This is a genomic window from Thermobaculum sp. T2p (assembly GCF_059335935.1).
Genome location: NZ_JANZYQ010000008.1, coordinates 23,158 through 46,652, shown reverse-complemented (window position 1 = coordinate 46,652; position 23,495 = coordinate 23,158). Strand labels below are relative to the sequence as shown.

26 protein-coding genes and 2 pseudogenes are annotated in these 23,495 nt (G+C 61.7%); 16 read left to right on the top strand and 12 right to left on the bottom strand.

Annotated elements, in window-relative coordinates; all coding sequences use genetic code 11:
• Nucleotides 1–58: 58 nt before the first annotated feature.
• Entirely contained in the window at nt 59–1,114 is a 1,056-nt protein-coding gene (locus tag N2245_RS04275) for a Gfo/Idh/MocA family protein (protein ID WP_494535495.1), read from the bottom strand.
• Nucleotides 1,115–1,260: 146 nt separating this feature from the next.
• On the opposite strand from N2245_RS04275, the gene N2245_RS04270 reads away from it, so the two are divergent.
• The 3 genes from N2245_RS04270 (at nt 1,261) to N2245_RS04260 (ending at nt 3,262) form a co-directional block, all read left to right on the top strand.
• Nucleotides 1,261–2,103 carry a hydroxypyruvate isomerase family protein gene (locus N2245_RS04270; RefSeq protein ID WP_494535494.1) on the top strand — a complete coding sequence of 281 codons (843 nt, stop codon included), beginning with the start codon at nt 1,261–1,263 and terminating at the stop codon, nt 2,101–2,103.
• A complete protein-coding gene (locus tag N2245_RS04265; RefSeq protein WP_494535576.1) occupies nt 2,103–2,993 on the top strand; it encodes a 2-hydroxy-3-oxopropionate reductase in 891 nt (296 codons plus the stop codon). The genes N2245_RS04270 and N2245_RS04265 overlap by 1 nt, the downstream gene beginning before the upstream one ends.
• Nucleotides 2,994–3,085: 92 nt before the next feature.
• Entirely contained in the window at nt 3,086–3,262 is a 177-nt protein-coding gene (locus N2245_RS04260) for a hypothetical protein (protein WP_494535493.1), read from the top strand.
• Here N2245_RS04260 and N2245_RS04255 read toward each other — a convergent pair.
• Entirely contained in the window at nt 3,249–3,809 is a 561-nt protein-coding gene (locus N2245_RS04255; protein ID WP_494535492.1) for a CGNR zinc finger domain-containing protein, read from the bottom strand. The two genes, N2245_RS04260 and N2245_RS04255, sit on opposite strands and share 14 nt — an antisense overlap.
• A gap of 152 nt (nt 3,810–3,961) precedes the next feature.
• On the opposite strand from N2245_RS04255, the gene N2245_RS04250 reads away from it, so the two are divergent.
• On the top strand, nt 3,962–5,653 hold the full coding sequence (locus tag N2245_RS04250) for a RecQ family ATP-dependent DNA helicase (RefSeq protein ID WP_494535491.1): 1,692 nt from the start codon (nt 3,962–3,964) through the stop codon (nt 5,651–5,653).
• Here the strand turns inward: N2245_RS04250 and N2245_RS04245 are convergent.
• Complete coding sequence (locus N2245_RS04245) at nt 5,609–6,367, bottom strand: DeoR/GlpR family DNA-binding transcription regulator (protein ID WP_494535490.1); 759 nt, start codon at nt 6,365–6,367, stop codon at nt 5,609–5,611. The two genes, N2245_RS04250 and N2245_RS04245, sit on opposite strands and share 45 nt — an antisense overlap.
• Nucleotides 6,368–6,639: 272 nt before the next feature.
• On the opposite strand from N2245_RS04245, the gene N2245_RS04240 reads away from it, so the two are divergent.
• Both N2245_RS04240 and N2245_RS04235 read left to right on the top strand, forming a co-directional pair.
• Nucleotides 6,640–7,470 (top strand): hypothetical protein, encoded by an 831-nt coding sequence (locus tag N2245_RS04240; RefSeq protein ID WP_494535489.1) that lies wholly within the window; start codon nt 6,640–6,642, stop codon nt 7,468–7,470.
• Between the two features lie 55 nt (nt 7,471–7,525).
• Nucleotides 7,526–7,696, top strand: a complete 171-nt coding sequence (locus tag N2245_RS04235) for a hypothetical protein (protein WP_494535488.1) — start codon at nt 7,526–7,528, stop codon at nt 7,694–7,696.
• 95 nt (nt 7,697–7,791) lie between these two features.
• On the opposite strand, the gene N2245_RS04230 is transcribed toward N2245_RS04235, so the two are convergent.
• Nucleotides 7,792–8,865, bottom strand: coding sequence for a Gfo/Idh/MocA family protein (locus N2245_RS04230; protein WP_494535487.1), 1,074 nt, complete (start codon nt 8,863–8,865; stop codon nt 7,792–7,794).
• A gap of 50 nt (nt 8,866–8,915) precedes the next feature.
• Between N2245_RS04230 and N2245_RS04225 the strand changes: the two genes are divergently transcribed.
• On the top strand, nt 8,916–10,061 hold the full coding sequence (locus N2245_RS04225) for a hypothetical protein (RefSeq protein ID WP_494535486.1): 1,146 nt from the start codon (nt 8,916–8,918) through the stop codon (nt 10,059–10,061).
• An 8-nt stretch (nt 10,062–10,069) separates the two neighbouring features.
• Here the strand turns inward: N2245_RS04225 and N2245_RS04220 are convergent, their stop codons facing one another.
• The 4 genes from N2245_RS04220 to N2245_RS04205 form a co-directional block, all read right to left on the bottom strand.
• Nucleotides 10,070–10,819: a class I SAM-dependent methyltransferase gene (locus N2245_RS04220; protein WP_494535485.1), complete on the bottom strand. Its 750-nt coding sequence runs from the start codon at nt 10,817–10,819 to the stop codon at nt 10,070–10,072.
• A gap of 145 nt (nt 10,820–10,964) precedes the next feature.
• A complete protein-coding gene (locus N2245_RS04215) occupies nt 10,965–11,858 on the bottom strand; it encodes a M28 family peptidase (RefSeq protein ID WP_494535484.1) in 894 nt (297 codons plus the stop codon).
• A 44-nt stretch (nt 11,859–11,902) separates the two neighbouring features.
• The gene (locus N2245_RS04210; protein WP_494535575.1) at nt 11,903–12,478 is read right to left on the bottom strand and encodes a CcdC protein domain-containing protein; all 576 of its coding nucleotides are present in this window, start codon (nt 12,476–12,478) and stop codon (nt 11,903–11,905) included.
• An 8-nt stretch (nt 12,479–12,486) separates the two neighbouring features.
• The gene (locus N2245_RS04205; protein ID WP_494535483.1) at nt 12,487–12,981 is read right to left on the bottom strand and encodes a MarR family winged helix-turn-helix transcriptional regulator; all 495 of its coding nucleotides are present in this window, start codon (nt 12,979–12,981) and stop codon (nt 12,487–12,489) included.
• A gap of 108 nt (nt 12,982–13,089) precedes the next feature.
• Between N2245_RS04205 and N2245_RS04200 the strand changes: the two genes are divergently transcribed.
• The 9 genes and pseudogenes from N2245_RS04200 to N2245_RS04160 form a co-directional block, all read left to right on the top strand.
• The gene (locus N2245_RS04200; RefSeq protein ID WP_494535482.1) at nt 13,090–13,920 is read left to right on the top strand and encodes a TIM barrel protein; all 831 of its coding nucleotides are present in this window, start codon (nt 13,090–13,092) and stop codon (nt 13,918–13,920) included.
• A 61-nt stretch (nt 13,921–13,981) separates the two neighbouring features.
• Nucleotides 13,982–14,824, top strand: coding sequence for a sugar phosphate isomerase/epimerase family protein (locus N2245_RS04195; RefSeq protein WP_494535481.1), 843 nt, complete (start codon nt 13,982–13,984; stop codon nt 14,822–14,824).
• Nucleotides 14,825–14,840: 16 nt separating this feature from the next.
• A complete protein-coding gene (locus tag N2245_RS04190; RefSeq protein ID WP_494535480.1) occupies nt 14,841–15,884 on the top strand; it encodes a Gfo/Idh/MocA family protein in 1,044 nt (347 codons plus the stop codon).
• Between the two features lie 2 nt (nt 15,885–15,886).
• Complete coding sequence (locus N2245_RS04185) at nt 15,887–17,173, top strand: glycoside hydrolase family 140 protein (protein WP_494535479.1); 1,287 nt, start codon at nt 15,887–15,889, stop codon at nt 17,171–17,173.
• 1 nt (nt 17,174) lies between these two features.
• The gene (locus tag N2245_RS04180) at nt 17,175–17,876 is read left to right on the top strand and encodes a ThuA domain-containing protein (RefSeq protein WP_494535478.1); all 702 of its coding nucleotides are present in this window, start codon (nt 17,175–17,177) and stop codon (nt 17,874–17,876) included.
• A gap of 9 nt (nt 17,877–17,885) precedes the next feature.
• Nucleotides 17,886–18,218, top strand: a pseudogene (locus N2245_RS04175) (Gfo/Idh/MocA family protein); the annotation flags it as partial.
• A 72-nt stretch (nt 18,219–18,290) separates the two neighbouring features.
• Nucleotides 18,291–18,929: a Gfo/Idh/MocA family oxidoreductase gene (locus N2245_RS04170; protein ID WP_494535574.1), complete on the top strand. Its 639-nt coding sequence runs from the start codon at nt 18,291–18,293 to the stop codon at nt 18,927–18,929.
• A gap of 40 nt (nt 18,930–18,969) precedes the next feature.
• On the top strand, nt 18,970–19,338 hold the full coding sequence (locus tag N2245_RS04165; RefSeq protein WP_494535477.1) for a hypothetical protein: 369 nt from the start codon (nt 18,970–18,972) through the stop codon (nt 19,336–19,338).
• A gap of 16 nt (nt 19,339–19,354) precedes the next feature.
• Nucleotides 19,355–20,656: pseudogene (locus N2245_RS04160) on the top strand (alpha-L-fucosidase); the annotation flags it as partial.
• A gap of 345 nt (nt 20,657–21,001) precedes the next feature.
• On the opposite strand, the gene N2245_RS04155 reads toward N2245_RS04160, so the two are convergent.
• The 4 genes from N2245_RS04155 to N2245_RS04140 all read right to left on the bottom strand — a co-directional run bounded on the left by N2245_RS04155 (nt 21,002) and on the right by N2245_RS04140 (nt 23,416).
• The gene (locus N2245_RS04155) at nt 21,002–21,130 is read right to left on the bottom strand and encodes a hypothetical protein (RefSeq protein ID WP_494535476.1); all 129 of its coding nucleotides are present in this window, start codon (nt 21,128–21,130) and stop codon (nt 21,002–21,004) included.
• Nucleotides 21,131–21,530: 400 nt separating this feature from the next.
• On the bottom strand, nt 21,531–21,746 hold the full coding sequence (locus N2245_RS04150; protein ID WP_494535475.1) for a hypothetical protein: 216 nt from the start codon (nt 21,744–21,746) through the stop codon (nt 21,531–21,533).
• 375 nt (nt 21,747–22,121) lie between these two features.
• Nucleotides 22,122–22,358 carry a hypothetical protein gene (locus N2245_RS04145; protein WP_494535474.1) on the bottom strand — a complete coding sequence of 79 codons (237 nt, stop codon included), beginning with the start codon at nt 22,356–22,358 and terminating at the stop codon, nt 22,122–22,124.
• 125 nt (nt 22,359–22,483) lie between these two features.
• Entirely contained in the window at nt 22,484–23,416 is a 933-nt protein-coding gene (locus tag N2245_RS04140; protein ID WP_494535473.1) for a sodium:calcium antiporter, read from the bottom strand.
• Between the last annotated feature and the right edge of the window lie 79 nt (nt 23,417–23,495).

Here is a 23,495-nt window from a genome sequence, read left to right as displayed (position 1 = left end):
CCAGGGGCTTTCTCCAAAGGCTCCATAGCTCACGTCCCTGCTGGATAGTTTATGGGCATCAGTCGAAGTCTGGGTAGTGAGCTGGGTCAAACGGCAGAGATACGGGCCTACCACTTCTATAGGAGGCTATGGCTCCCCAGGCCATCTCGACGGCGTATCGGCCGTCCTCGCCCGTTACCGGGGGATCCCTATCCTCGAGCACGCACTGGAGGTAGTCCCTGAGCATGGGCCCTGCCCCTCCTGTGGTATCGGCCTCCCCTGGGATTATGGTCTCCAGGCTGCCAGCTGAGAGCCTGGTGCGCGACACCGTTACCCTGCCGCCCTCCTCCAGCCACACGGCGCCCTCGGTGCCCGTGACCTCGATAGCCCAGGATGGAGCTCCAAGGGCCCGCGAGCCCGCGCCCTCCAGGACGCCGATCGCGCCGTTCTGGAACCTGTAGAGCACTGCTATCTGGTCGTCAGGCAGCGGGGTGGGCTTGTCCTGGGTGTAGAACGATCCCGCCTCGGCGTACGCCCTGCTCACAGGTCCCAGTATCCAGTGCATGAGGTCCATGTGGTGCACTAGCGTCTCAACCGTGACCCCGCCGCTTTGGCGCAGGTCGTAGTACCAGCCCTGAGGCTTCTCTAGCCATCCCAGATAGAGGAAACTGCGGGTGTACATGCGCGTCGGCTCGCCGATATCTCCCCTGCGCACTACCTCGTAGATGGTCCTAGATGTCGGCTCGTAGCGCGTGGGCTGGCCGGCGAACAGCTTCACACCCGCCTGCCTGGCGGCCTGTATGATCTCGTCTGCGTCCCTCAGCATCACCGTGAAGGGCTTGATGATGCAGATATGCTTGCCCGCCTGGGCCGCCGCCACGGCGATCTCCCTGTGGAGGGCCGGCTGTGTGAGGATCTCCACGAACTGGATGTCTTCCCTCGCCAGCAGGTCATGGTAGTCCTGATAGTATTCAGCGCCACCTGCCTGCTGGGCAGCCCTCCTGCCCCGCTCCTCGCTGATGTCCGAGACAGCTACTATCCGCGCGAGGTCGCTGCACTGGGTAGTGAGCCCCCGAATGTGCACGCCGGAAATACCACCCGTACCTATGATCCCAACACCTATCTTCTCGCCCATGTGCGCCTCCTCTATCCTCGAGATGAGCACAGTGTAGCACAAGGGATCCAGGCCGGGATAGCTCATCGACCAGAGGCCACGCTGTTGACAGCACCGAACGATTGATGTTACCTTGACTTGCGGACACCCCTATTAGGAGACGAGCTTTGAGATTCAGTGCAAACATCTCCACCCTATGGAGGGAAGTACCCTTTCTTGAGCGCCCGGAGAAGGCGCGCCAGGCAGGCTTCGAGGCGATCGAGTTCTGGTGGCCCTCAGGAGAGGACCTACAGCTGCTAGAGGCACAAGTGCGCGAGCTGGGCCTACGGGTAGTGCTGTTCAACTTCGACGCGGGCGACATGCCCTCCGGCGATAGGGGACTGCTATCGGACCCTGCAAGAGAGCATATGTTCCGAGAGAACGTGCCTGTGGCGCTCGAGCTAGCGCGTGCTCTGGGCTGCAAGCGGCTCAACGCGCTCGTGGGGCTGCGGATCGAGACCATGCCCCTGGAGGAGCAGCTAGAGCTAGCACGTCGAAACATCGCGTGGGCGGCAGAACAGGCGGCCCCCCACGACATCGACGTGCTGGTAGAGCCAGTTAACACCCATGAGAACGGGCCCTACCTACTGCCAACCGTGGAGGAGGCCGTGGCGTTCATCCGCTCCGTGGGCAGGGACAACGTCAGGCTGCAGTACGACCTCTACCACGCTCAGGTGATGCTGGGCGAGCGCCCTAGGGAGACGGAGCTCCTGGAGCTCTTCGGCGCCTACCGGGAGATGATCTCCCACGTGCAAATAGCCGACTGGCCAGGCAGGGGGCAACCAGGAAGCGGGTCTCTGGACTTCCAGCGCATCTTTGAAGCCCTGGAAGATCAGGGCTATGCGGGCTACGTGGGGCTAGAGTACATCCCCCGAGGGGTAGATACGGACGAGAGCCTGCGCTGGCTGCCCCGCGAGGCGCGGGCGGGAGAGGCCCAGCCAGCACAACTACTGCTAACGGAGGGAAGATGATGGAGAGGATAGGCTTTATAGGCTTGGGGATCATGGGCAAGCCCATGGCCAGGAACCTGATGAGGGCGGGCTACCAGCTAGTGGTGCACAACCGCAGCCGCGGGCCCGTGGAGGAGCTGCAGCAGGAAGGTGCCCAGCCAGCGAACAGCCCTGCTGAGGTGGCCGAGCGCTCCGACGTGATCATCACCATGCTGCCGGACACTCCCGACGTGCGTCAGGTGGTGGAGGGGGAACAAGGGGTGCTGGAGGGCATAAGAGAGGGCTGCCTGCTCATCGACATGAGCACCATCTCGCCCATAGCCACTCGCGAGCTCGCACGAAAGGTCGAGGAGAGGGGAGCCCACATGCTAGATGCCCCGGTGAGCGGAGGAGACGTGGGGGCACAACAAGGCACGCTCTCCATAATGGTCGGCGGCAGGGAGGAAGATTTCCAGCGCGCCCTGCCTATCTTCCAGGCACTGGGGAAGACCATCACCTATCTAGGCCCCAGTGGATCGGGACAGGTGGTGAAGGCCTGCAACCAGATAGTCGTGGCGCTCACGATAGAAGCCATCAGCGAGGCGCTGGTGCTGGGGGCAAAGGCTGGCGTGGACCCTGCCAAGATAGTGCAGGTGCTCATGGGGGGGCTGGCCGGCAGCAGGGTGCTGGAGATGCGTAAAGATAACTTCTTAGGACATACCTTCAAGCCCGGGTTCAAAGTTGCCCTGCACCACAAGGATCTAGGGATAGCGCTGCAGACGGGGAGGGAGCTGGGCGTGCCCCTGCCAGCCACGGCAGTGGTGGACCAGGCGTTCGCCGCGCTCGAGGCCAAGGGCAGGTCCCAGGAGGACCACACGGCCCTCATCACGCTCGTCGAGGAGCTGGCCAACTACTCTCCCCAGCATGAATAACTCTTCATCTGGAGTCGCGATGAGCGCTGCCACTATTTAATGAAAATGGGTTACAATGGGCACACGAAGATCTGTGGAAGGAAGGCCGTGCTATGAGAGCGATCTCGCTGCTACTGGGTCGACTGGCCTGCCACCTGGCGCTCTCCGCCTGGGTGATAATGCTGGCGAGGCTGTCGCAGGAGCTGCCCGCATGGGGGCTGGTGGAACCGATGAACGCCCGCACGAAGATCGAGCTGCTGACCGAGGAGGACGAGCTCAGCGAGCTGTAGTCTGTGCCCGCTTGCGCGAACGGTAGTTCCTGGCTTTGTTGCGGCTGCCGCACACCTGCATCGTGCACCACGTGCCCGACCTGTTCTTAGAGAGGTCGTAGAAGGCCAAGCGGCATCGCTCTTCCCGGCAGACCTTTAGGCGCTGCCATGTGCCCTCGAGCATCGCGGCATGGATAATCGCCAGCATGTGACCCAGAGCCTCGTACACACCCGAAGAACAGGGCAATAGGGCCAGCCCGCCGTCGGCGTCGAACCGAAAGGCCATCCGGATAGCGCCCATCAGCTGGTTGAGCCCCTCCACCGTGCGGGGATCCAGCGGCTGGCAGTTGTTGGCCGCCAGCAGGTCGCGCACGCACTCTCGAAAGGCCAGAGCGATACGTAGGTCGTCCTCGCCCAGCTCCCGATCGCCGCACAGCAGGCCGTGCTCCCTCAGCCACCTCCCCAGGCTGGAGGGGTCATGCAGCTCGTCGTGGCCCTGGGCGGGATCCAAAGTGTTGACAAAAGCCCTGACTATCTCCAGCTCGCCCGGAGCACTGTGACCATACATCTCCTTCTCCTAGGGATCGTCCTGACAAATTTAGCACTTACTTAGGCGACGCCACAAGCTCGATGGCCAGCCGCGGCGCGTGCGTTAGGGTAGCACCGCGGGCACGATTGTTGCTCTGTAGACAGCGATCGCTCTAGAGGAAAGGAGTCAACATGCCCTCACAAAACTCCCAACTGGAGGAGCTGTTAGATAGGTTTGGTCACTCAGAGTTCAGGGACGGCCAGAGGGAGGCAGTCGCAGGCCTGTTGGCAGGGCGAGACGTGATGGTGCTGCTGCCTACCGGAGCAGGCAAATCCTTGATCTACCAGGTGGCCTCCCAGCTGCTCCCAGGAGTAACTCTAGTGGTCACGCCACTACTGGCGCTGATGAGCGACCAGATCGCAGCTATGGACGAGGTGGGCGTGAAAGCCGTGGGTTTCAGCAGCCTGCATCCAGAGACCCGCGAGGCTCTAGAAGGCATACAGCAGGGAGAGATCAAGCTGGTGTACGTCACCCCAGAGGGAGCAGTGAGCGGCGATCTAATGGCTGAGCTGGGCGACAGACAGGTGTCGCTCTTCGTGGTAGATGAGGCCCACTGCATCTCCGAGTGGGGACACGACTTCCGGCCTTCCTACCTGCAGTTAGGGCGGGTAATCGAGGATGTGGGGCGTCCTCCAGTGCTGGCGCTCACAGCCACCGCCACACCATGGGTAAGGCAGGATATAGCCCGAGTGCTGGGGATGCGAGACCCTTTGGTGGTGGCCCAAGGCTTCGACCGCCCCAACCTGTTCTTTGAGGTGCGCCGGCTGGAACCCCATGATGACACGAGGGAGGTGCTGAAGCAGCTGCTACGTGGCGAGGTCGAAGCCTATCCAGAGATGGTGAGCCAACAGATCAGGAAGGCACTTGCAGGCAATGGGCTGATCTACACCAACACCACCAAGGCCGCAGAGGAGGTAGCTAGCTGGCTCAACGAGATGGGCATCTCCGCCGGCTACTACCACGGCAAGCGCCGGAAGAGCGAGCGGGATCAGGTGCAACAGGACTTCCTAGAGGGAAAGCTAAGGATAGTGGTAGCAACCAACGCCTTCGGCATGGGCGTAGACAAGCCCGACGTGCGCTTCGTGCTACACATCGATCCACCCACCAGTCTAGAGGCCTACTACCAGGAAGCGGGCAGGGCCGGCCGAGATGGGGAGTTTGCGTTCTGCTGCCTGCTGCATAGGCACGAAGGTCTGGAGAAGGCTGCGTTTATGGCCAGTGCAAGCGACCTAACCCCAGACGAGGTGAGGCAGGTATTCCAGGCGCTGCGCAAGAGCCAGCGTCGCGAGCTGGATGACCTACGAGAAGAGACCGGCCTAGGTAGAAGCCTGATCGTGAGGGCGCTGATCGCCCTGGAACGCAGCGGCTTCATCCAACAACAGGGAGACCATATACTCCTGCGCAAGAGGCGATTCGACCCCGAGAGCCTGTCGCTGGAGGAGGACCGGGCACGCAAGGAATACGAGCGCAGCCGGCTGGAGATGATGCGAGCGTACATGACGACTCAAGGATGCAGGCGGGAGTTCATCCTCAACTACTTTGGGGAGCAGATGCGGGCTGAACGCTGCGACATGTGCGACAACGACCTGTTGGGCCGCACACCCAAGCCCGCTAGCGCCCATGCCCCGTTTGAGCCCGGGGAGCGCGTCCATCACCCCAAGCTCGGGGAGGGCACGGTGCACAGGATCGAAGGGGATAAGGTCACCGTGCTGTTCGAGCGCATGGGCTACCGCGAGCTCTCCCTAGAGCACGTGTTAAGAGAGGATCTGCTGGAGCCCCTAGGCCAAGATGATGGTCAGCCCCGCGGCCTCGAAGGGAGCTAGCTCCTCTCGAGGCACTGAGGACTCGGTGACCACATGCGTCAGGTCAGCCAGCGGCGCCACTATGTAGGGCTGAGCGGCCATGATCTTCTCGGCAGAGGCCAGGGCCACCACCTCGGCGGCGCTGGCGACCATGGCCCTCTTGACGTGAGCCTCCTCGAGGTTATCGGTGGTGAGGCCAAGCTCGGGGTGCAGTCCTCCTACGCCGAGCATGCAGAGGTCGGCTCGGATCATCTGGATCTCCTGGAGGGTGGCCGCACCCACGGTGGACATGCCGTGCTTGTACAGCCTGCCGCCCAGCACGACCACCTCCACGTAAGGATGCTCGCCCAGGGCCACGGCAATTGGGGGGCTGTTGGTGACGACCGTGGCGTGCAGATCCTTGGGAAGGTGCTGCGCCACCTGCAGGGTGGTGGTACCGCCGTCCAGGATGATGACCTGGCCGTTCTCCACCAGCTTGGCAGCGGCCTCGGCGATCGCCGCCTTCACCACCGGCTCCTGTTGCTGGCGGGCCGAATAGGGCGCCGTGATGGACTGCGACCTCGGCAGCGCGCCGCCGTGCACCCGCACCAGCAGCCCCTCGCGGGCCAGGTCCCTCAGGTCCCTGCGTATGGTGTCATCGGAGACTCCAAGCTTCTTGCTGAGGTCGTGCGCTAGCACCTTGCCCTCACGCGCCAGCGTCTCTAAAATAAAACGCTTCCTCTCTTCAGTGAGCATCTACACCCCTTCTTCCCAGATTTGCCAATTTTTGCATGAATTTACGGATTTTTGCATGAATCCCCTTGATTTTGCGGAATCATGCTGTATACTTAATCTCGGAAACGGTAATCATGCAGAAAAACGCATGAACCGTGCAAGATCAAGAGAATTTTAACATAAGTATAGTCAAAGTTGGGAATTGGAAACCCAACTCGAGGAGCGGGGTAAAGGAATTAATAGGCTGGCGCCGCAACCGAGGGCAGCGAAGCGGCCTAAGGGAGGGCAGAGAGATGAGAAACGACGTAACAGTAGTTGAAGTAGTGAACAATCCAGAACTGCAGAAGCGAATCGGGTATGGCGTCCTCGACGTGCGCTCGGAGAGCGGCGTCGGCTTCGAGGATGTCTATAGGTACTCCTACGCTTCTCGCCCGGAGCTACACCCGAAGGCCACGGCCCACAGGCTGCAGAGGGTGCTGGGCAGGGCCATGACCGAGGCCGAGGCGAGGGCGGCGATGGAGGAGATCGAGAGCTACAAGCGCGCCCGAGAGCAGCAGCTCGGCAGGGAGATGGCCTTCGAGGAGGCGGCCCGCGAGTGGGACGAGCGCCATGGTGCCGAGTTCCGCAAGCGCTGGTTCCTCTCGCAGCCGGAGCTGAGCTACCGCAGGATCATGCCCGGCGCTCACGAGCAGGGGCCGGGGGCGCTGGCTAAGACCACCAAGGTGGTCGTGCCGGAGCTGGAGCCGCTGCTGGAGTCGGGCTACGGTGTAGGCGACGTCCTGCTGGCGGCGGCAAGGCACCCTCTCAGGGCGATGAGATACGTGCTGAGGGTAGTGCCAAAGGAAGAGAAACCGAAGTATTACGTGAAGTTGATAGCTAGACTAACTGGCTGGGAGCTGACTGAAGAGGAGGCCCAGCAGGCCTGGCAGGAGATCCTGCAGCACAGGCAGCGCCTGCAAGAGCAGGGTTTCGAGGACGTGTCCCTGGAGAGGGCGGCCGTGGACTACTTCAAGAGGCTGCGGCTGGCGGGGCTTGAGAGAGAAGCCATCTGGGGCACATCCAAGGGCAAGCTAAGGGCCTTAGCTGAGGAACGAGAAGAAGCAACAGAAAAGGCTGCCCCCTAGGGACAGCCTCGAACGAGAAGAAAGATCGATTGGCATCTCAAAGGAGGTACCAACTATGAAGATTATAGCACGAATACTAAAGATCATGAGAAGCAGGCATCATGCTTGCGAGCATATAGGCTGCACCGCGCGCGAGGTCCCCGAGTGGGGCACCATCGAGCTCCCAGAGCTCAAGCGCGAGATGTTGGCCAGCGGCCCCATCGTAGGGGTCGTTCCCAGCCAGTAAGGCTGACAACCTAACTTAGACTACTACCTTCCTGCCACACTACTCCTCCTGCACCTGGGGGCCGGTGATCCCGGCCCCCAACCTCTTTAACTCACCTAGTCCCACCTGGGGGTGACCCAAGCCTTGCGTGCCGAGCCCTCGTACATGGCATCCATCACGGCGACCACTCTGGCGGCCTCTCTGGGCGTCACCAAGGGCACTTCCTGACCCTCTAGGGCATCGAGGAACAGCTCGAAGGCGTGCGGCAGCGGCTCAGGGAGGTCGGCCCAAGGCGTGCGGCCGTCGGCGCCAGCTATCTCCTCGCACTTGTAGTACAGCTCGCCGTTGACGACCACCGCGTGGGCTTTGGTACCGCTTATAACCAGCTGGGCGGGGTTATCTAGGTCCACCCAGCTGGCGGCCACGGTGCCAGCGGCCCCGCTGCTGAACTCCAGCAGGCCCTCACCGAACTCATCGGTCTCGCCGTACCTGCCGATGGCGTTGCCTATATAAGCTGTGGCGGAGCGAACGAAGTCTCCCTCCAGCAGCCACAGCATCAAGTCCAGCGCGTGGCTCCCGAGATCCCCGAAGCCTCCCACTCCAGCCTCGTTGAGATCAGCCATCCACCTCCACTCGGTGTCGAACCAGCCAAGCAGGGCGCCCGCATGGCCGTTGGAGGTCCTCACGCGGGTGATGCGCCCGAAGCGTCCCTGGGCGATCTCCTGCTTGAGGAAACGGTTGATCGGGTGGCTACGCATGAAGTAGCCGGTCTGGAACTTGACTCCGGCCCTCTCGATCGCCTCCGCGAGCTCGAAGGCCTCCTCGGTCCTTGCCGCCAGCGGCTTCTCCACGAATAGGTGCTTGCGAGCCCCCAAGGCCTCCAACACGAGCTCCGCGTGACGGCTGGTCTCCGAGCAGATCACTACCGCCTCCACCTCAGGGTTGGTCAGCACCTGGTAGGGCGTGCTGGCCAGCTGTGCGCCGAACATGGTAGCGTAGCGCTGCGCCCGCTCGCTGTCGTGGTCCCACACGGCCGCCACCCGCACGGAATCGCGGTTGCGCAGCCTCTGCGCGAAGTTGGGCGTGTGGATATGTGCAGCTCCCAGTATACCTATACCTACCATGAAACCCTCCCTATCTTGGATTACAAGTGCCAGTGTACCCCATCGGCCCTGGTAGGGTATAGCCATCGCCCGGGTCGATCAAGGTATCATGTAGTAAGCACACGAGGAGGCTAGAGATGGTCCACAGCAAGAGAATCAACCGACCTGTCAAGCGATCGGGCGCCGAGAGGTACCTGATGGTGACGCTGGTGGCCTTCGCGGGCTCGGTGCTCCTCACCCGCCTGTTCCTGTGGCTGACGGGCTACCCGCAGCTGGGCGGCAACGGCCTGCACATCGCTCACGTGCTGTGGGGAGGGTTGTTGCTGTTCTTGGCATCAGTCCTGCCGCTAGTGCTCGCCAACCGCTGGGCTTACTCCTTAGGAGCGCTGCTGTCGGGCATCGGCGTGGGGCTGTTCATCGACGAGGTCGGCAAGTTCATCACCCAGAACAACGACTACTTCTACCCACCGGCCGCGCCCATCATCTACGCCTTCTTCCTGCTGACGGTGCTGGTGTACCTGCGGGTCAGGCGGCCCGAGCCCAGCGACGTGCGGTCGGAATTGTATCGTGCGCTAGACATGATCGAGGAAGTCCTGGACCACGACCTCGACCCACACGAGAGGCACCAGCTGCGTAGGCTGCTAAGGGACGTCCGTCGGCGTGCCGGCAGCGACAACCTCGGCAGGCTGGCAGACGCGCTGCTGGAGTTCGTCAACTCCAAGGACCTGGTGATAGTTATGCCCTACACAAGCCCTTGGGCGAGGCTCAACAAGCTCATCTGGCGGATGGAGGCCTGGCTGACCGAACGCCGCCTGCGCCTGGGGCTGATCGCCGTCTCCGGTGCCGTGGGGGCAGCGATGCTGCTAGATCTGCTGACGAACCTAGGGATCTACCTTCTGCCCAACGTGGACGCTACCGGCGGCTTTTGGGTGACGCTGGCGCAGTACTCGCACATCGAGCTGAAGCCCGGAGTGACCTACGGGTTGCTAGCCCTGAGGGTGTTGTTGCAGGGCGTGATCGGGGGCTGCTTCGTGGCCACGGCCGTGCTCCTGCTAGTGGGGAGGCCTAGGAGGGCGATAGCCCTGGGCACGATGACGCTTCTGGTGGCGCTGACGGTGTTTGACCTGCTCTTGTTCTACTTCAACCAGTTCCTGGCGGTGACCAGCGCCATCGACCACTTCGTGTTGCTCCAGGGGCTGAACCTCTATGAGCGGCTGTACATCCCCGAGGGCGGGGAGTCCTCAGAGAGCAAGTCCGTTGACTCGCGTGGTGCCAGGGCCTAGCCTCGCTATCAGCACAGGGCGATGCCCACGTTGCGGAACACGCCGTAGGTTAGCCCGCGCCTGTGGCAGAACGCCTCGAACACGTTCTGGAGCGACAGCGGCACGATGACGTCGTGCGACGACAGCACTCCCCCTGGCCGGATGTGTCCAAAGGCCGTCTCGTACTCCCAAGACATGTGCTGAGCTGTGTGCAGGCTGTCGTGGTGAAAATGATCGATCTGCCCTAGCGAGTCCAGGAGCTTGGGTAGTTCATCTCGGCTATCACCTAGGATGAGGTGCCAATCACCCTGCAGCTCGGGAGGCACGAGGAAGTCCTGCCCGAGCGCCGGCAATGCCCGCGCCTTGGGAAGATCTATGCTGTAGAGCTTGCCGAAGCCGTTCTCGCGCATCGCCGCCAGGATGTGCGCACTAGATCCCCCGTAGTTTACTCCGGTCTCGACGACCACCTTGGGTTCTAGCGCTCGCACCAGCATGTACAGCGTCACAAGATCGAAGCGGGATGAGGTCTCCTTGTCTTCGACCAGCCCCTGCAGCTCCTCATACCTCCGTCCGTACCAGCGCGCGAAGGGTGATGCCCAGTACTCATCGTGCAGCACAGCCGCATCCACGCCGAAGTGCTCCCGAAGAAACCTTATCGACCTCTCACGCTCCCGCTCAAGGTCGAGGGAGGACTTCTTATGCTCGATGAGCGGGCTGGTGACCTTGCGCAACAATATCCCGGGATCCCTTACGACCTTCACCAGCTTGTGCCTGATCATAGCGCTATCTCCAAACATCGGACTACGAAATGTACTTATATATAGATAAGCATTTTAAATACTCTTGTTGTGTGTGCTTTGGGTGGGGAAAGGGTTGAGAACACATTGAGGTAGATGGTAAATCTATAGCAGCTGCTACCTGCCGTCATGGCTCGAGGATCAGGGCTGCCAACACGGTCCTTCCCACGACCCCAAGGCTCCGGGGGCTGCACGCCGAGGGATCGTCCCGCAGGGTGTGCCACTGTGGATAGTCAAAGTCTATAACGTCCACCACAGGTATGCCTTCGCGCAAGAGTGGCAGATGGTCATCCAGGATGCTGGGGCCCAGCTCGTCGACGAAGACATCGTCGTGGCCCACGCGCCTGGCGGCCTCCCACACCCTATCGTTGACCTCCTTGGCGTGCTGCTCAGAGAAGCCCTCCCGGGGGATGCGCAGGCTCTTATCCCCCACCATGTCGAGCAATACGCCCCATCTGGGCCTGCCCTGTGGCAGGGTAGTTGAGTAGTGCTTGGACCCTAAGTACATGCTCTCTTCGTCGCCCCCCCAGTCCTCACCGTCGAAGAGGGCGAAGCTCACCCTGATGGGTGGCCTGAGGATCGTCAGCGCGCGGGCCATCTCGAGCAGGACGGCCACCCCGCTTGCGCCATCGTTGGCGCCCGGGATGGGAAGCCGCCTGCGATCGGGATCGCGCTCGTTATCGGCCCTGGGCCTGGTGTCCCAGTGGGCGCACAGCAGGACGTGCTCTCGTCCTCCACCGCGGTACTCGGACAGGATGTTGTACATGGCGATGCCATGGAAGCTGAAGGTCTGCAGGGAAGCACTCCCCAACACCGCGCGTAGCTCATGCAGGAGGAAGTCGCGGCACCTCTGGTGAGCGGTTGTGCCAGGCACCCTGGGGCCGAAGCCCACCTGCCGCAGCAGGTAGCCCCAGGCCCTGTCGGCTTCAAAGGGCAGAGGACTCACCGTGGGAGCGGCTGCTTCCGGTGATCCACAGCCCAAGAGCCCTAGCACCCCCAGGAGGAAGGTCCTTCTATCCAAGCGCCTCATGGGATATTGGAGCACAGCGGCGAACGGCCGTCAAATCAGGGCATCCCGCGCCATGAGCTCTCCCCCAGCTGGTGCGCCCGCCAGAGAACTCCCGCGTAGTACACTGCGAAGTAGGTGGCCACGAGCGAGAACACCGCAATAGTGAAAGGATCTCCCTTGGGTCTGATGGCCTGCAGGGCATCACCGAGCGACACTCTGTGCGTGCCAGCCGGCATGGCTCCCACTTCCCAGGACCTATCACGGTAGAAAGAGTACAGCCTCCAAGCCTTCAGGGCCAGCTGCACCAGCAGCAGCGTGAACACGGCCATGCCGATGCCCCGCGGGGGCACGAAGTAGGCCCCATCCGATAAGAGCTCCACCACCGACTCGCGGAGCGCGAAGGTCGCCAGCACCAAACCCAAGGCGGTACCGATCGCCGCCCCCGCCAGCGCTGTGAGGTCCCCTGCCTGCGTCGCGAGGGCTGACGCGAGCACCAGCCCCACGCCGGTGGCCCCGCAGACGATCACCGTGGGCAGCAGCTCCCACCTGTCGACGCGCCGGCGCAAGACCGTCCGCTGCCATCGCTTGGCGATGGCAAGCACGACTATCGCCAGCAGGCCCGCGATCGCCACCCCGTAGCTCACTCCTCACCCCCTTCCCGGCCGCGCATGAGGCCGCCTGGGAAGTACAGCAGCCGCACCAGCAGCACGCGCAGGAGCTCCCTCTCCTTCGCACTCAGCGGCCCTAGCCATTCGTCCTCAGAGCGCGTGATCACCTCCAGCGCTTCCGAGAGCTTCTCCCGCCCGCGCTCAGTTATGACTAGCTCGTACATCCGGCGGTCCTGGGCATTGCGCCTGCGCTCTACCAGTCCCCAGCGCTCCAGGTCATCCACCACCGCCACCATGGTGGACTTGTCCATCCAAGCCTCGCCGGCCACCTCACCCTGGGGGGCGGAGCCATAAGTGGCCAGCGCGAGCAGCACCCCGAAGTGGCGGGCCCTCAGGCCCAGGGGAGCTATCGCCCGCTCGAACCTCTCGCGGGCGATCCTGCCTGCAGTGGAGAGCAGGAACCCTGTGCTGTATAGCACGTACTCACCCTTGAAGGATCTAACTGCAGCTTCTATATCGTTTGTCATACAAACTATTGTATATGTAATCGGTTTAAATTTCAAACTATATGCCGGGCTATGCTCCTGGGGGCAAATTGGGCCATAATCTTATCTAGCACAGCTAGGAGCGTAGAGATGGCAAGATACAGCGTAAGTCAATGGATCTACGGCAGGGAACCCTTGGAGCAGAGCCTAGACAGGCTGGCACGTTACGGGTATCAGGGTGTGGAGCTGGCGGGCGAGCCAAGCCAGCTGGATGCCTCCAGGGTGCGCAAACTGCTGGCCGACAGGGGGCTGGTGGCATCCTCGATCTGTGGGCTCTACCCTCCCAAGCGGGACCTCTCCAACCCGGACGGGGAGCTGAGGCGACGGGCCGTGCATTACGTCAAGTCGTGCTGTGAGCTGGCTGCCGAGGTGGGCGCGCCCACGGTGATCGTGGTACCATCACCCGTGGGGCGCACCGCGCCCATAGCGGATGTGCAGACGGAGCTACGCCTGGCCGAGGAGAGCCTGCGCGAGGCCGGAGAGCACGCCGCGGGGCTGGGCGTCACGCTCGTCATAGAGGCGCTCAACCGCTTCGAGACCTACCTGATCAACAAGCTTGAGCAGGCGGTCGAGCTCGCCCGCCGTGTGGGGCTGCCCAACGTCGCCATCATGGCCGACACGTTCCACATGAACATCGAGGAGCCCTCCATCCCGGGATCGATCCGGCAGGCGGGAGGACTCATCCGCCACGTGCACATCGCCGACAGCAACAGGGAATCGGTGGGCAGAGGGCACATCGACTTCGCGGAGGTGCTGCGGGCCCTCAGGGATGTGGGCTACGACGGCTGGCTCACGATGGAGTTCCTGCCGCCCGTCTCCAACCCTTACCTGGCGGCCGACAGGCAGGACCGCGAGGGGGTGATAGAGCTGTACACGCGGGAGTGCATCGAGCGACTCATGCAGATAGAGACAAATCTTTAAAAGGGGTTAACCTCCGGAGGGCAACTGTTATAAGATGTTGCGACAGGAGGTGAGACTTCAGATGCGTACAAGCGTTATCAGCGACGAGATATCCCAGAACATGGAAGAGGTGTTGGAGGTCTGCCGCCTGAAGGGGCTGCGCACCATCGAGCTGCGGGCCGTGGACGGCAGGAGCATCCTGGAGCACAGCGATCCCTACGTGCGCCAGCTGAGGGACTTGCTGGATGCTGAAGGGATAGAGGTGTGCGCCATAGCCTCGCCCTTCCTCAAGTGCCACCTACGCGGCGAGGGCGCGCCGCAGGGCGCCACCCACTTCGCCTCCCCCACCAGCAGGGACGAGCAATGGCAGGTGCTGGAGCGGTCGATCGAGGTGGCTCACATGCTCGGCGCGCCGATCGTGAGGGCGTTCTCCTTCTGGAGGCTGCCGGATCCCGCCTCTGCCCGAGAGGAGATCCTGGAGGTGCTGGCGGAGGCCGTGGAGCGCACTCGCCCCTCGGGGCTGAAGCTGGGGTTGGAGAACGAGCACGCCTGCAACATCGCCACCGGCGAGGAGGCTCGCTGGTACCTCGAGCGGCTGCCGTCGCCCACCCTGGGATTGATCTGGGACCCTGGCAACGAGGCGGCCGCGGGCTCCAATCCCTACCCCGATGGCTACCGGTACATCCGAGATCGGGTGATCCACGTGCACGTAAAGGACCTGGACTCCTCCGGCAGGTGGACCGTTATCGGCCAGGGCAGCATCGACTACGTGGGCCAGCTGCAAGCGCTGGCGGAGGACGGTTACGATGGCCCTCTCTCGATAGAGACGCACATGCGCATTCCCGAGGGGCCGAAGGAAGCTACGATGAGGTGCATAGATGGCCTGCGGGAGGTAGCATCCCGGGCGGGCGTAAATCTGGAGTAACATGGGAGAGGAGAAGATGGAGACTTTCGGCGTTGGCATAGTCGGAGCAGGCACGATAGGCAAGGTGCACGCGGCGGTGCTCAGCCGCCTGGAGGGCGTGCGGTTGCTGGCGGTAGCCGAGCCCCGGGAGGAGGTGGGCAGGCAGCTGGCCGAGCAGGCCGGCATCGACTGGTACCCCAGCATAGAGGACCTGCTGGCCCGCCAGGACATCGACTTGGTGACGCTGGCGACCCCCTCTGGCATGCATCCTGATCAGGCGGTGATGGCCGCTAGGGCCGGCAAGCACGTGGTGACCGAGAAGCCCATGGCCATCACCCTCGAGGGCGCCGACAGGATGATCCAAGCCGCGAGGGAGGCCGGAGTGACCCTCTCAGTGATCTTCCAGAACCGCTTCCACCGCGACACCCTCAAGCTGAAGAGGGCGGTAGAAGCAGGTCTCTTCGGCAAACTCGTGTACGGCAATGCCTTCCTGCACTGGTACCGTTCCCAGGAGTACTACGAAGAGAGCGGCGGCTGGCGGGGCACTTGGAAGTACGACGGTGGAGGGGCGCTGATGAACCAGAGCATTCACTACATCGACCTGCTGCAGTGGATGATGGGCGATGCCGAGAGCGTGGAGGGATACACAGCCACCCTGGCACACGACATCGAGACCGAGGACGTCGCCAGTGCCGCTATACGCTTCCGCAGCGGGGCACTTGGGACGATCCAGGGCACCACCGCAGCCTACACCAGTCGCCAGCCTCAGATAGAGATCATAGGCACCGAGGGAGGGGCCACCCTCACGGGCTCCTCCCTCACGCTCTGGGAGCCCAGGGAGGATCGCGAGCTGCTCTCTCCAGAGGACCTCGAGCGCACGCGTGTACCAGGGGAGGGTGAGGAGTGGTGGCTCACCCACGCCGTGCAGTTCCGTGAGATCTTCCGCTGCCTGCGCGAGGGACTCACGCCCCCAGTGAGCGGAGAGGAGGCCCGCAAATCGCTGGAGATAATCCTGGCGATCTACCGTTCACAGCAGACCGGCTGTGCTGTAGGTCTGCCGCTTGCTTCAGGGGAGAGGTAGCCGTGGCAAGCAGTCTAGGACTAGCATCCAACGGCAGACACCTTGTGACCGAGGCCGGCGCCCCATTCTTCTGGCTGGCAGATACCTCCTGGAGTGGGCCGCTGCTCTCGAGCGAGGAGGATTGGAACGAGTACCTAGCTGATCGCCGCAGCAAGGGCTTTAGCGTCATCCAATGCGTCACCACCCAGTGGAGGGCGACGCCGGCCAATGCCGAGGGCGAGGTGGCCTACGAGGGCAATGGCCCTATCAGGATCAACCATGGCTTCTTCGACCGCATCGAGAAGCGAGTGAGGGCTATCAACGAGCACGGCATGATCGCAGCGTGCGTCCTGCTGTGGGACTACGGCCCTCCGGATAGGACCCCGGGCGAGCTGCCGGAACGCTATGCGGTGGAGCTTGCAAGCTACATCATCGAGCGACTAGATGGGCTGGACGTCGTGTGGATACTTGCCGGCGATGGCGACTACACCGGCGAGAGGGCAGAGCGGTGGCAGCGCATCGGCCGGCAGGTGTTTGAGGGACGCGAGGGCCTGGTCGCCATGCACTCCAACAGCATGTCCTGGCCCTACGACGCCTTCGAGCACGAGTCCTGGTTGCACGTGTGGGGCTACCAGAGCGGTCACGGCGACGACGAGCGCACCCTCCGGTGGATCTACTCGGGGCCTCCCGCAGAGAGGTGGCAGGAGCTAAAGCCTCATCCGATCATCAACATGGAGCCACCGTACGAGGGCATACGGGCGTACCAATCGGGACGCCCGCACACGGACTACAACGTACGGAGGGCGGTATGGTGGTCGCTTCTCTCTCTGCCGCCGGCGGGCGTAGGTTACGGCGCTCACGGACTATGGAGCTGGGAGGCGGAGCCCCGGGTGCCCATAGAGCACCATAATTCAGGTGTGGCGCCCACCTGGCGGGAGGCGATGGCGCTGCCGGGCAGCCAGCAGGTGGCGTATGCAGGGGCGCTGATGAGGCAGCTGCCTTGGTGGGAGCTGCGGCCCGCGCAGGAGCTCCTTGGCCACCAGTCGGAGCTCCCAGAAGGGCACATCGCGGTCGCCTCGGCACGCGAAAGGCAATTGGTCCTGGCCTACACACCTCTCGGGGAGAGGATCTTGCTGAGGCATAGGCCGGCCGCGGCCCTGTGGTTCGACCCACGGCACGGCACAAGCCTGCCGGCGGAGGCCGGGCCAGACGGCGCGTACGCTCCTCCGAGCGGGGAGGACTGGGTGCTCTTGGGAGGCGAAGAGAGCGTGCTACAGACCCTACAACTATCTGTGGACGAAAGGAGCTAACATGGCGAGGATACACATCTGGGGAGGAGGACCCTACCACCCATACAGGGAGCAAGGAGGCTGGATGATCCAGCAGCTCTCGCCCTGGGGGCACGAGGTAGTCTACGGCGAGGACCGCTCGATGTTCGATCCAGAAGCCCTCTCCAGGGCCGACCTGCTGATCATCATGGGGCTGGAATGGTCGGGCATGGTGGAGCTGGATGCCAACCTGTGGGAGGACCCTGCCAGCAAGCCGGAGCGGTACGTGCCGTTCTCAGACGAGCACATGGCGGCGGTGCAGCGCTTCCTCTCCGAAGGCAAGCCACTGCTGTGCCTGCACGCGGGGCTGGCCAGCTTCGACGACAGGCCCGAGTTCGAGGAGATCTTCGATGGCCGGTTCGTCTGGGGGCGGTCCACACATCCTCCCTACGCTGAGTTCGAGGTGCGGGTGGTGCACCCCGAGCATCCCATCCTGGCGGGCGTGGGCGACTTCGTCACCCCCGACGAGCTGTACTACAACCTGCGGGAGCCCAAGCGCTCGGTGGTGCTGCTGGAGGCGGAGTACGAGGGCCGGCGCTGGCCGCTAGCCTGGGCGGGCAGCTACGGGGAGGCCCGCACGGCCTACATTGCACTGGGGCACGACATGCGATCGTTCTCCACGCCCAGCTTCCAGAGCGTGGTATTCAACACCGTGACATGGCTACTTGATAAACAGAATCGATAGGAGGCAAGGATGTACAGGGTAGGTATCATAGGTGTTGGCAGAGGCGGAGAGGGCATCGGCGCGCACAGCATAGGCTACGCGCACGCCATGGCTTACTCCAACGATCCCAGGTGCCAGATCGTGGCCGCCACGGATATCTCTATAGAGAACCTCAACAGGTTCACCGAGCAGTTTGGAGTCACCTCCAGCTTCACCGACTACAGGGAGATGCTGCTGGAGGCGCACCCCGACATCGTGAGCATCTCCACCTACGTAGTGTTTCACCGCGAGATGGTGGAGGCGTGCGCCGAGGCGGGCGTGCGGGGCGTGTGGTGCGAGAAGCCTTTCGCACTCACCATGGAGGACGCCAGGGCTATGGTCGAGGCGTGCGAGCGCGCTGGCACCAAGCTCGTCGTCAACCACCAGCGCAGGTACTTGGACACCTTCCAAACGGCCAAGACCTTGCTACGCTCTGGGAGGGTGGGGCAGCCGGTGATGTTCATAGCCTCCCTGCCCGGAGCCGACCTGATAGAATGGGGCACCCACTGGTTGGACATGTTCAGGTTCTTCGCCGACGACCAACCCGCTAGGTGGGTGATGGGACAGGTAAGGTGCACCGGGGAGAAGAGGGCCTACGGCCACCTGCTGGCGGAGAACGCCCTGGCCTATGTATGCTTCGAGGACGGCACACGCGCGCTGCTGGAGGACGGCGAGATGCTCAACGGCGGCTTCACGATGCGCCTGTTGGGCACCGAAGGCTGGATAGACATCCTGGGCGAGGGTCAGATCCAGGTGCTGGACGGCAACGGCGTGGAGACTATAGAGACCAACTCCAACGTGCACTCGCCCAAGCCGGGCCATGAGATGGACGAGCCCTTTGGGAAGGTGCTGGACGCGCTCATCACCTGGATCGAGGGCGGGCCAGAGCCGCTGGTCTCCGGCAGGCAGGGGATGCTCTCTACCGAGCTGTACCTGGCGGCGTACGAGTCGGCCTGGAGGCGGGATAAGGTGGAGCTGCCCCTGCGCGACCAGCGCGCCTTCCCACTGGACCTTATAGCCGGCGAGGGCCGATAATAGGAGGCGTACAAAGAGCGTGCTAGAAAGGAGAAGCGTCTTGCGCCCAAAGAACATGTCTGGCAGGGAGAGGCTGGGGAGGTACCTAGCGGCCTACCTGCTGCTGGCATCCATCATAGTTGTGGGGTTCGTAGTGCTGGTGATCATCTGGCCTCAGGCTATACTCAACATCATCGCGATGCTGTTCGACGTCACTGACGTGGATGTCCGATACGCCGGCACTTTCGTCTACCTGATAGCGGGCATCCTGCTGCTGATCATGCTGTTCGTGACGATCATGGCCGGAGAGCCCTACCTGCGCAGGGGCGCCGAGCGAGGGGATCTGCGTCGCCGCTACCTGCGGATCATCATCCCCCTGATAGCCTTCGGGCTGCTGGGGCTGGTGTTCTGGATATTACCATTGCTATAACACATACACTTGGAGGTGGAGGATGTCTGACAACTCACAGCACACTGGGGGAGATACCAGCTGGTTCGTGCACGATCGCTTTGGCCTGTTCATCCACTGGGGGATCTACTCCCTTGCGGCGCGCCACGAGTGGGTCAAGCACCGCGAGAGGATGACCGACGAGGAGTACCAAAAGTACTTCGACCACTTCTACCCCGACCTGTACGACCCCAGGGTGTGGGCCCAGGAGGCCAAGAACGCCGGCATGAAGTACTTCGTGGTCACCACCAAGCACCACGACGGCTTCTGCCTGTGGGACTCCGCCCTCACGGACTACAAGGCCACGAACACCCCCTGGGGGAAGGACGTGCTGCGTCCCATGGTGGAGGCGTTCAGGGCCGAGGGCTTCAAGGTGGGCTTCTACCACTCCCTCATCGACTGGCACCATCCGGAGTTCCCGGTGGACGGGCTGCACCCACGACGCGATGACGTGGCCTTCAGGGAATCCCAGAAGCACCGCGACATGCGCAAGTACGTCGAGTACCTCCACGGCCAGGTCAGGGAGCTGCTCACCCAGTTCGGCAAGATCGACATCATGTGGTTCGACTTCTCCTACTCCCACATGGACTGGGGATGGTCCAAGGGCAAGGGGAAGGACGACTGGCAATCCGAGAAGCTCATGCAGATGGTACGTGAGCTCCAGCCCGGTATCATCGTCAACGACCGTCTGGAGATAGGCGGCGATATCAAGACGCCCGAGCAGTACCAGCCAGCAGAGTGGCTGAAAGTGAACGGCCGACCCGTGGTATGGGAGGCCTGCCAGACCCTAAACGGCAGCTGGGGCTACGACCGCGACAACAAGGACTTCAAACCGGTCGACATGTTGGTGCGGATGCTCGTGGACTCCGTCTCCAAGGGAGGCAACATGCTCCTCAACGTCGGCCCCAACGCCAGGGGAGAGTTCCAGCCGGAGGCCATCGAGACACTGCGGGGCATAGGCGAGTGGATGCGCCTGCATAGCAGGGCCATATACGGCTGCACCGCCAGCGAATTCACCCCGCCGCCCGACTGCCGCTACACGCAGCGGGGCAACAGACTGTACCTGCATGTGTTCGCCTGGCCCTTCGGGCACCTGCACCTGCCGGGACTGGCGGGCAGGGTGGAGTACGCCCAGCTGCTCAACGACGCCTCCGAGATCCGCATGAGCGTGATAGACCCCGAGCAGCAGGCACAGAACACCACGATGGGAGGCATCGGGCCCGACACGCTGACGCTCCACCTGCCGGTGCAGAAGCCCCCTGTAGCAGTGCCGGTGATCGAGCTCTTCCTGAAAGGCTAAACCCAAGGGCACACGCACAACACGCAGGGGCCATGTGGCCCCTGCCCCCACCTTCCAGCACCACATCACCAATTTATGTAAATCGTCCCTGTGAGCTCCCCGCGCCCTGAGAGCAACCAGGCAATCCCGGCCCTGCTGGGAAGATGGTCGCTCTCATGCTCAGCGCCAGGTCAGTGGGGGTTCTAGATGCTTCTTACCTCCAGAACTCTGCACCGGTGATACCTTAGGTAGTTCTGGGCCAGTGGCTCGGGATCGCGATGTAGAGGGCGAGATCGCCGAGAGCTGTTCGCACCTGCATCTTGCGATTATCTACTGGGCTCACTTTCCAAGGTCACGAGCATAACCTCACAAAATCTGCTTGCCTCGACCGTGCTGGAGCTTCTCCCACTCTTTATCTATATCTTCAATACCCCGCAGCACCTTGAAAGCATCTTGGTATGCCTGCAGGGGCAGGCCGGCATGCTGAATGGTCATGCACTATTAACTGATCAAAGCATTGGCATAGGTCTGACTCACACCCATGGGTATCTTTTGACCCTAAGTTAGCCTACCAATGGCATCAAGTACTATTGACATTGTCCCCACACGCGTGGGGGTGAACCGAGCTGGCTGTTGTCTGGCGCGGTTGATGCGGTGACCGGGCCATGGGGCAGAGTGTGGTCGTATTCCTCCTGTCAGTGGCGGATTGAGCTCGCTAGGATGGATTCCTGGGGCCGTTGCTATGTTGATACATACGCTCAGGCTTGGGGGCTGTCAACGCACCATCCGCAGCAGCGCTATTCTTCCAGAACAGCTGTTGACCAAGACGTACTCAATAGAGCATTGATTAAGATGCGGCCCTGCCCCAGGTACGAACACCTTAGTAATCAGGGGCTTACACCTCTTGGTTGTCGGGTAGATGATTGGTCTCTTCGTGCGTATCCGACAGTACGGTCTCAGCGTAGGCCTTGCCTGCCACCTGACGCAATCGCAGTTGTAGGTCAAGCGCCCAACCTATGAACTCTGGGCCATTACCCAGCTTTTGTCTGGCTTCCTCGATTAAAGCGTCCGCTTTGCGCATCATCTGCTTGCGTCCGTCTGAGGGCCACATTTCCTTGCCTCCTTACTACAAGACGATCGTAGCAGCTGTTGGTTCAGGTTGCCATCTGGGGCAGGATTGCTTTCTCCGGATGCTCGGACGGGCCTTTAGATGCGCAGTGATCAGCGAGGCTAGCGCATGGCAAGCTGATTCTCTGCCCTATGCGCCATACTCCGAACAGGTGGATTTGGCTCTTGGGAAATTACGTCTAAGAATCTTATTAGGCTCTGAGGGGTTCCCGCTGCTATGCTGGAGTGCCTGTTACGCAGCTGGACTAGAAGCTTGCTCTTGAAATCTGCACTCGATCTAGAGATGAACTTATCAGGCGTTCGTTGTGGATTGATAGGTGTGCTACCGTGGATCAGGCAAGTCAGCGTTCAGGTCAATCTACAGCGGCACTACTCCAGTACCACCACAGTCGGGGCACTCCATCTGCAGCAGGCCAACTACGCTCGTCCCTTTGCCCTGACAGTTGGGGCATGTTGTCCATCCAGCAGGCTGCCCCTGCAGATGTCCCTTACCCTCACACTCCGGACAGGTGATGTTATCTATGAGCCCACTACCCCAACAGAAGGGGCAGGCATACAGCATTCCTTCGCCAACTTCGCACGTGTAGCCTTCCACCGACTTTCTCCGAGCCTCTTCTATTCATGTTTTGCAATGCAGTAACAAGTATTAACTATAATTTACATCTTTGCAGTTGATTGTGCAACTGTTTTGAATAGTTACTGCACATATTGTGCCAAGGTCTACGCCCCCCTCCCAAGCGCGTAAGCGACATAGGCTACGTAAAACAGCAACAGTAGAGCGCCTTCCACGCGTCCCAAACGTTCTCGAAGTATCATGATCGTCACTGCTATCGAAAGCCCGAGCAGCAACCACATGTCTATGCCGATAGATGAGCCGCCTGCCCCTCCAAGGATAGATGATAATCCCAGCAGCAACGTCAAGACGAATATGTTGGAGCCAGTGGCATTAGCCAGTACCACTCCCGAGCTACCCTTCATGCCTCCCACCAGGCTTATAGCCTTATCTGGGAGCGTTGTGCCTATGGCGACGATGGTGGCGCCTATAGCGTATTCAGATATCCCCAGCCTTCGCGCGATCTCCGCAGATCCCCTTACTACCAGCTCTGCACCCAGAGCCAGTATCAGGAGCGAGACCAGGATCATCGCTAGCATAACAAAGGTGTTGCCTTCCTCTGACTCCTCCTCGGCTACCGGGGCGGGCAGCCAGCCCTTGGCGATCACAAGCAGCAGGGAGCTCCAGTACACCACAAAGGCTGCAACCAGTAGCCACCCTTCTCCCGTGTTCAACCCTCTCCAGAGGACCACAGTAGCCAGCGCAGTTACTATCAACATTACTACTGAGTAGATTCTTGCGGCTCTGTCGGGAACCAACCTCTTAGATCCCAGCATTCCCAACGGTAGTGAACCTGCAAGATTAGCTATACAGGAGCCGATGATATTGCCGATGCCTATTTCTATATGACCTGTCAGGGCTGCGACCACCACGACCACCAGCTCCTCCCACTCGCCTCCAACAGTGAGCAGTCCCACCACGGCTTCCGAAGTGCGCAACCTCATAGCCAATGCTTGCACAGCATCCGTCAACTTGTCGGCACCCGCTTCTAAGAGGACCATGCCGGCAATCACAGCCAGTACGGCTAGTAGAAGCTCCATTTACCCTCCAGACCTTGTGTTTCTCGTAATATTATGCCTGCCAGTGATCAAAACCTGACCTTTTGGTTAGGCTAAGACT

Bases quoted from the DNA above. Each gene is read 5' to 3' on its own strand.
- N2245_RS04275 (WP_494535495.1), bottom strand. From the start codon at position 1,114: ATGGGCGAGAAGATAGGTGTTGGGATCATAGGTACGGGTGGTATTTCC.
- N2245_RS04265 (WP_494535576.1), top strand. From the start codon at position 2,103: ATGGAGAGGATAGGCTTTATAGGCTTGGGGATCATGGGCAAGCCCATG.
- N2245_RS04260 (WP_494535493.1), top strand. From the start codon at position 3,086: ATGAGAGCGATCTCGCTGCTACTGGGTCGACTGGCCTGCCACCTGGCG.
- N2245_RS04255 (WP_494535492.1), bottom strand. From the start codon at position 3,809: ATGTATGGTCACAGTGCTCCGGGCGAGCTGGAGATAGTCAGGGCTTTT.
- N2245_RS04250 (WP_494535491.1), top strand. From the start codon at position 3,962: ATGCCCTCACAAAACTCCCAACTGGAGGAGCTGTTAGATAGGTTTGGT.
- N2245_RS04245 (WP_494535490.1), bottom strand. From the start codon at position 6,367: ATGCTCACTGAAGAGAGGAAGCGTTTTATTTTAGAGACGCTGGCGCGT.
- N2245_RS04240 (WP_494535489.1), top strand. From the start codon at position 6,640: ATGAGAAACGACGTAACAGTAGTTGAAGTAGTGAACAATCCAGAACTG.
- N2245_RS04235 (WP_494535488.1), top strand. From the start codon at position 7,526: ATGAAGATTATAGCACGAATACTAAAGATCATGAGAAGCAGGCATCAT.
- N2245_RS04230 (WP_494535487.1), bottom strand. From the start codon at position 8,865: ATGGCTATACCCTACCAGGGCCGATGGGGTACACTGGCACTTGTAATC.
- N2245_RS04225 (WP_494535486.1), top strand. From the start codon at position 8,916: ATGGTCCACAGCAAGAGAATCAACCGACCTGTCAAGCGATCGGGCGCC.
- N2245_RS04220 (WP_494535485.1), bottom strand. From the start codon at position 10,819: ATGATCAGGCACAAGCTGGTGAAGGTCGTAAGGGATCCCGGGATATTG.
- N2245_RS04205 (WP_494535483.1), bottom strand. From the start codon at position 12,981: ATGACAAACGATATAGAAGCTGCAGTTAGATCCTTCAAGGGTGAGTAC.
- N2245_RS04200 (WP_494535482.1), top strand. From the start codon at position 13,090: ATGGCAAGATACAGCGTAAGTCAATGGATCTACGGCAGGGAACCCTTG.
- N2245_RS04195 (WP_494535481.1), top strand. From the start codon at position 13,982: ATGCGTACAAGCGTTATCAGCGACGAGATATCCCAGAACATGGAAGAG.
- N2245_RS04190 (WP_494535480.1), top strand. From the start codon at position 14,841: ATGGAGACTTTCGGCGTTGGCATAGTCGGAGCAGGCACGATAGGCAAG.
- N2245_RS04180 (WP_494535478.1), top strand. From the start codon at position 17,175: ATGGCGAGGATACACATCTGGGGAGGAGGACCCTACCACCCATACAGG.
- N2245_RS04155 (WP_494535476.1), bottom strand. From the start codon at position 21,130: ATGACCATTCAGCATGCCGGCCTGCCCCTGCAGGCATACCAAGATGCT.
- N2245_RS04150 (WP_494535475.1), bottom strand. From the start codon at position 21,746: ATGTGGCCCTCAGACGGACGCAAGCAGATGATGCGCAAAGCGGACGCT.
- N2245_RS04140 (WP_494535473.1), bottom strand. From the start codon at position 23,416: ATGGAGCTTCTACTAGCCGTACTGGCTGTGATTGCCGGCATGGTCCTC.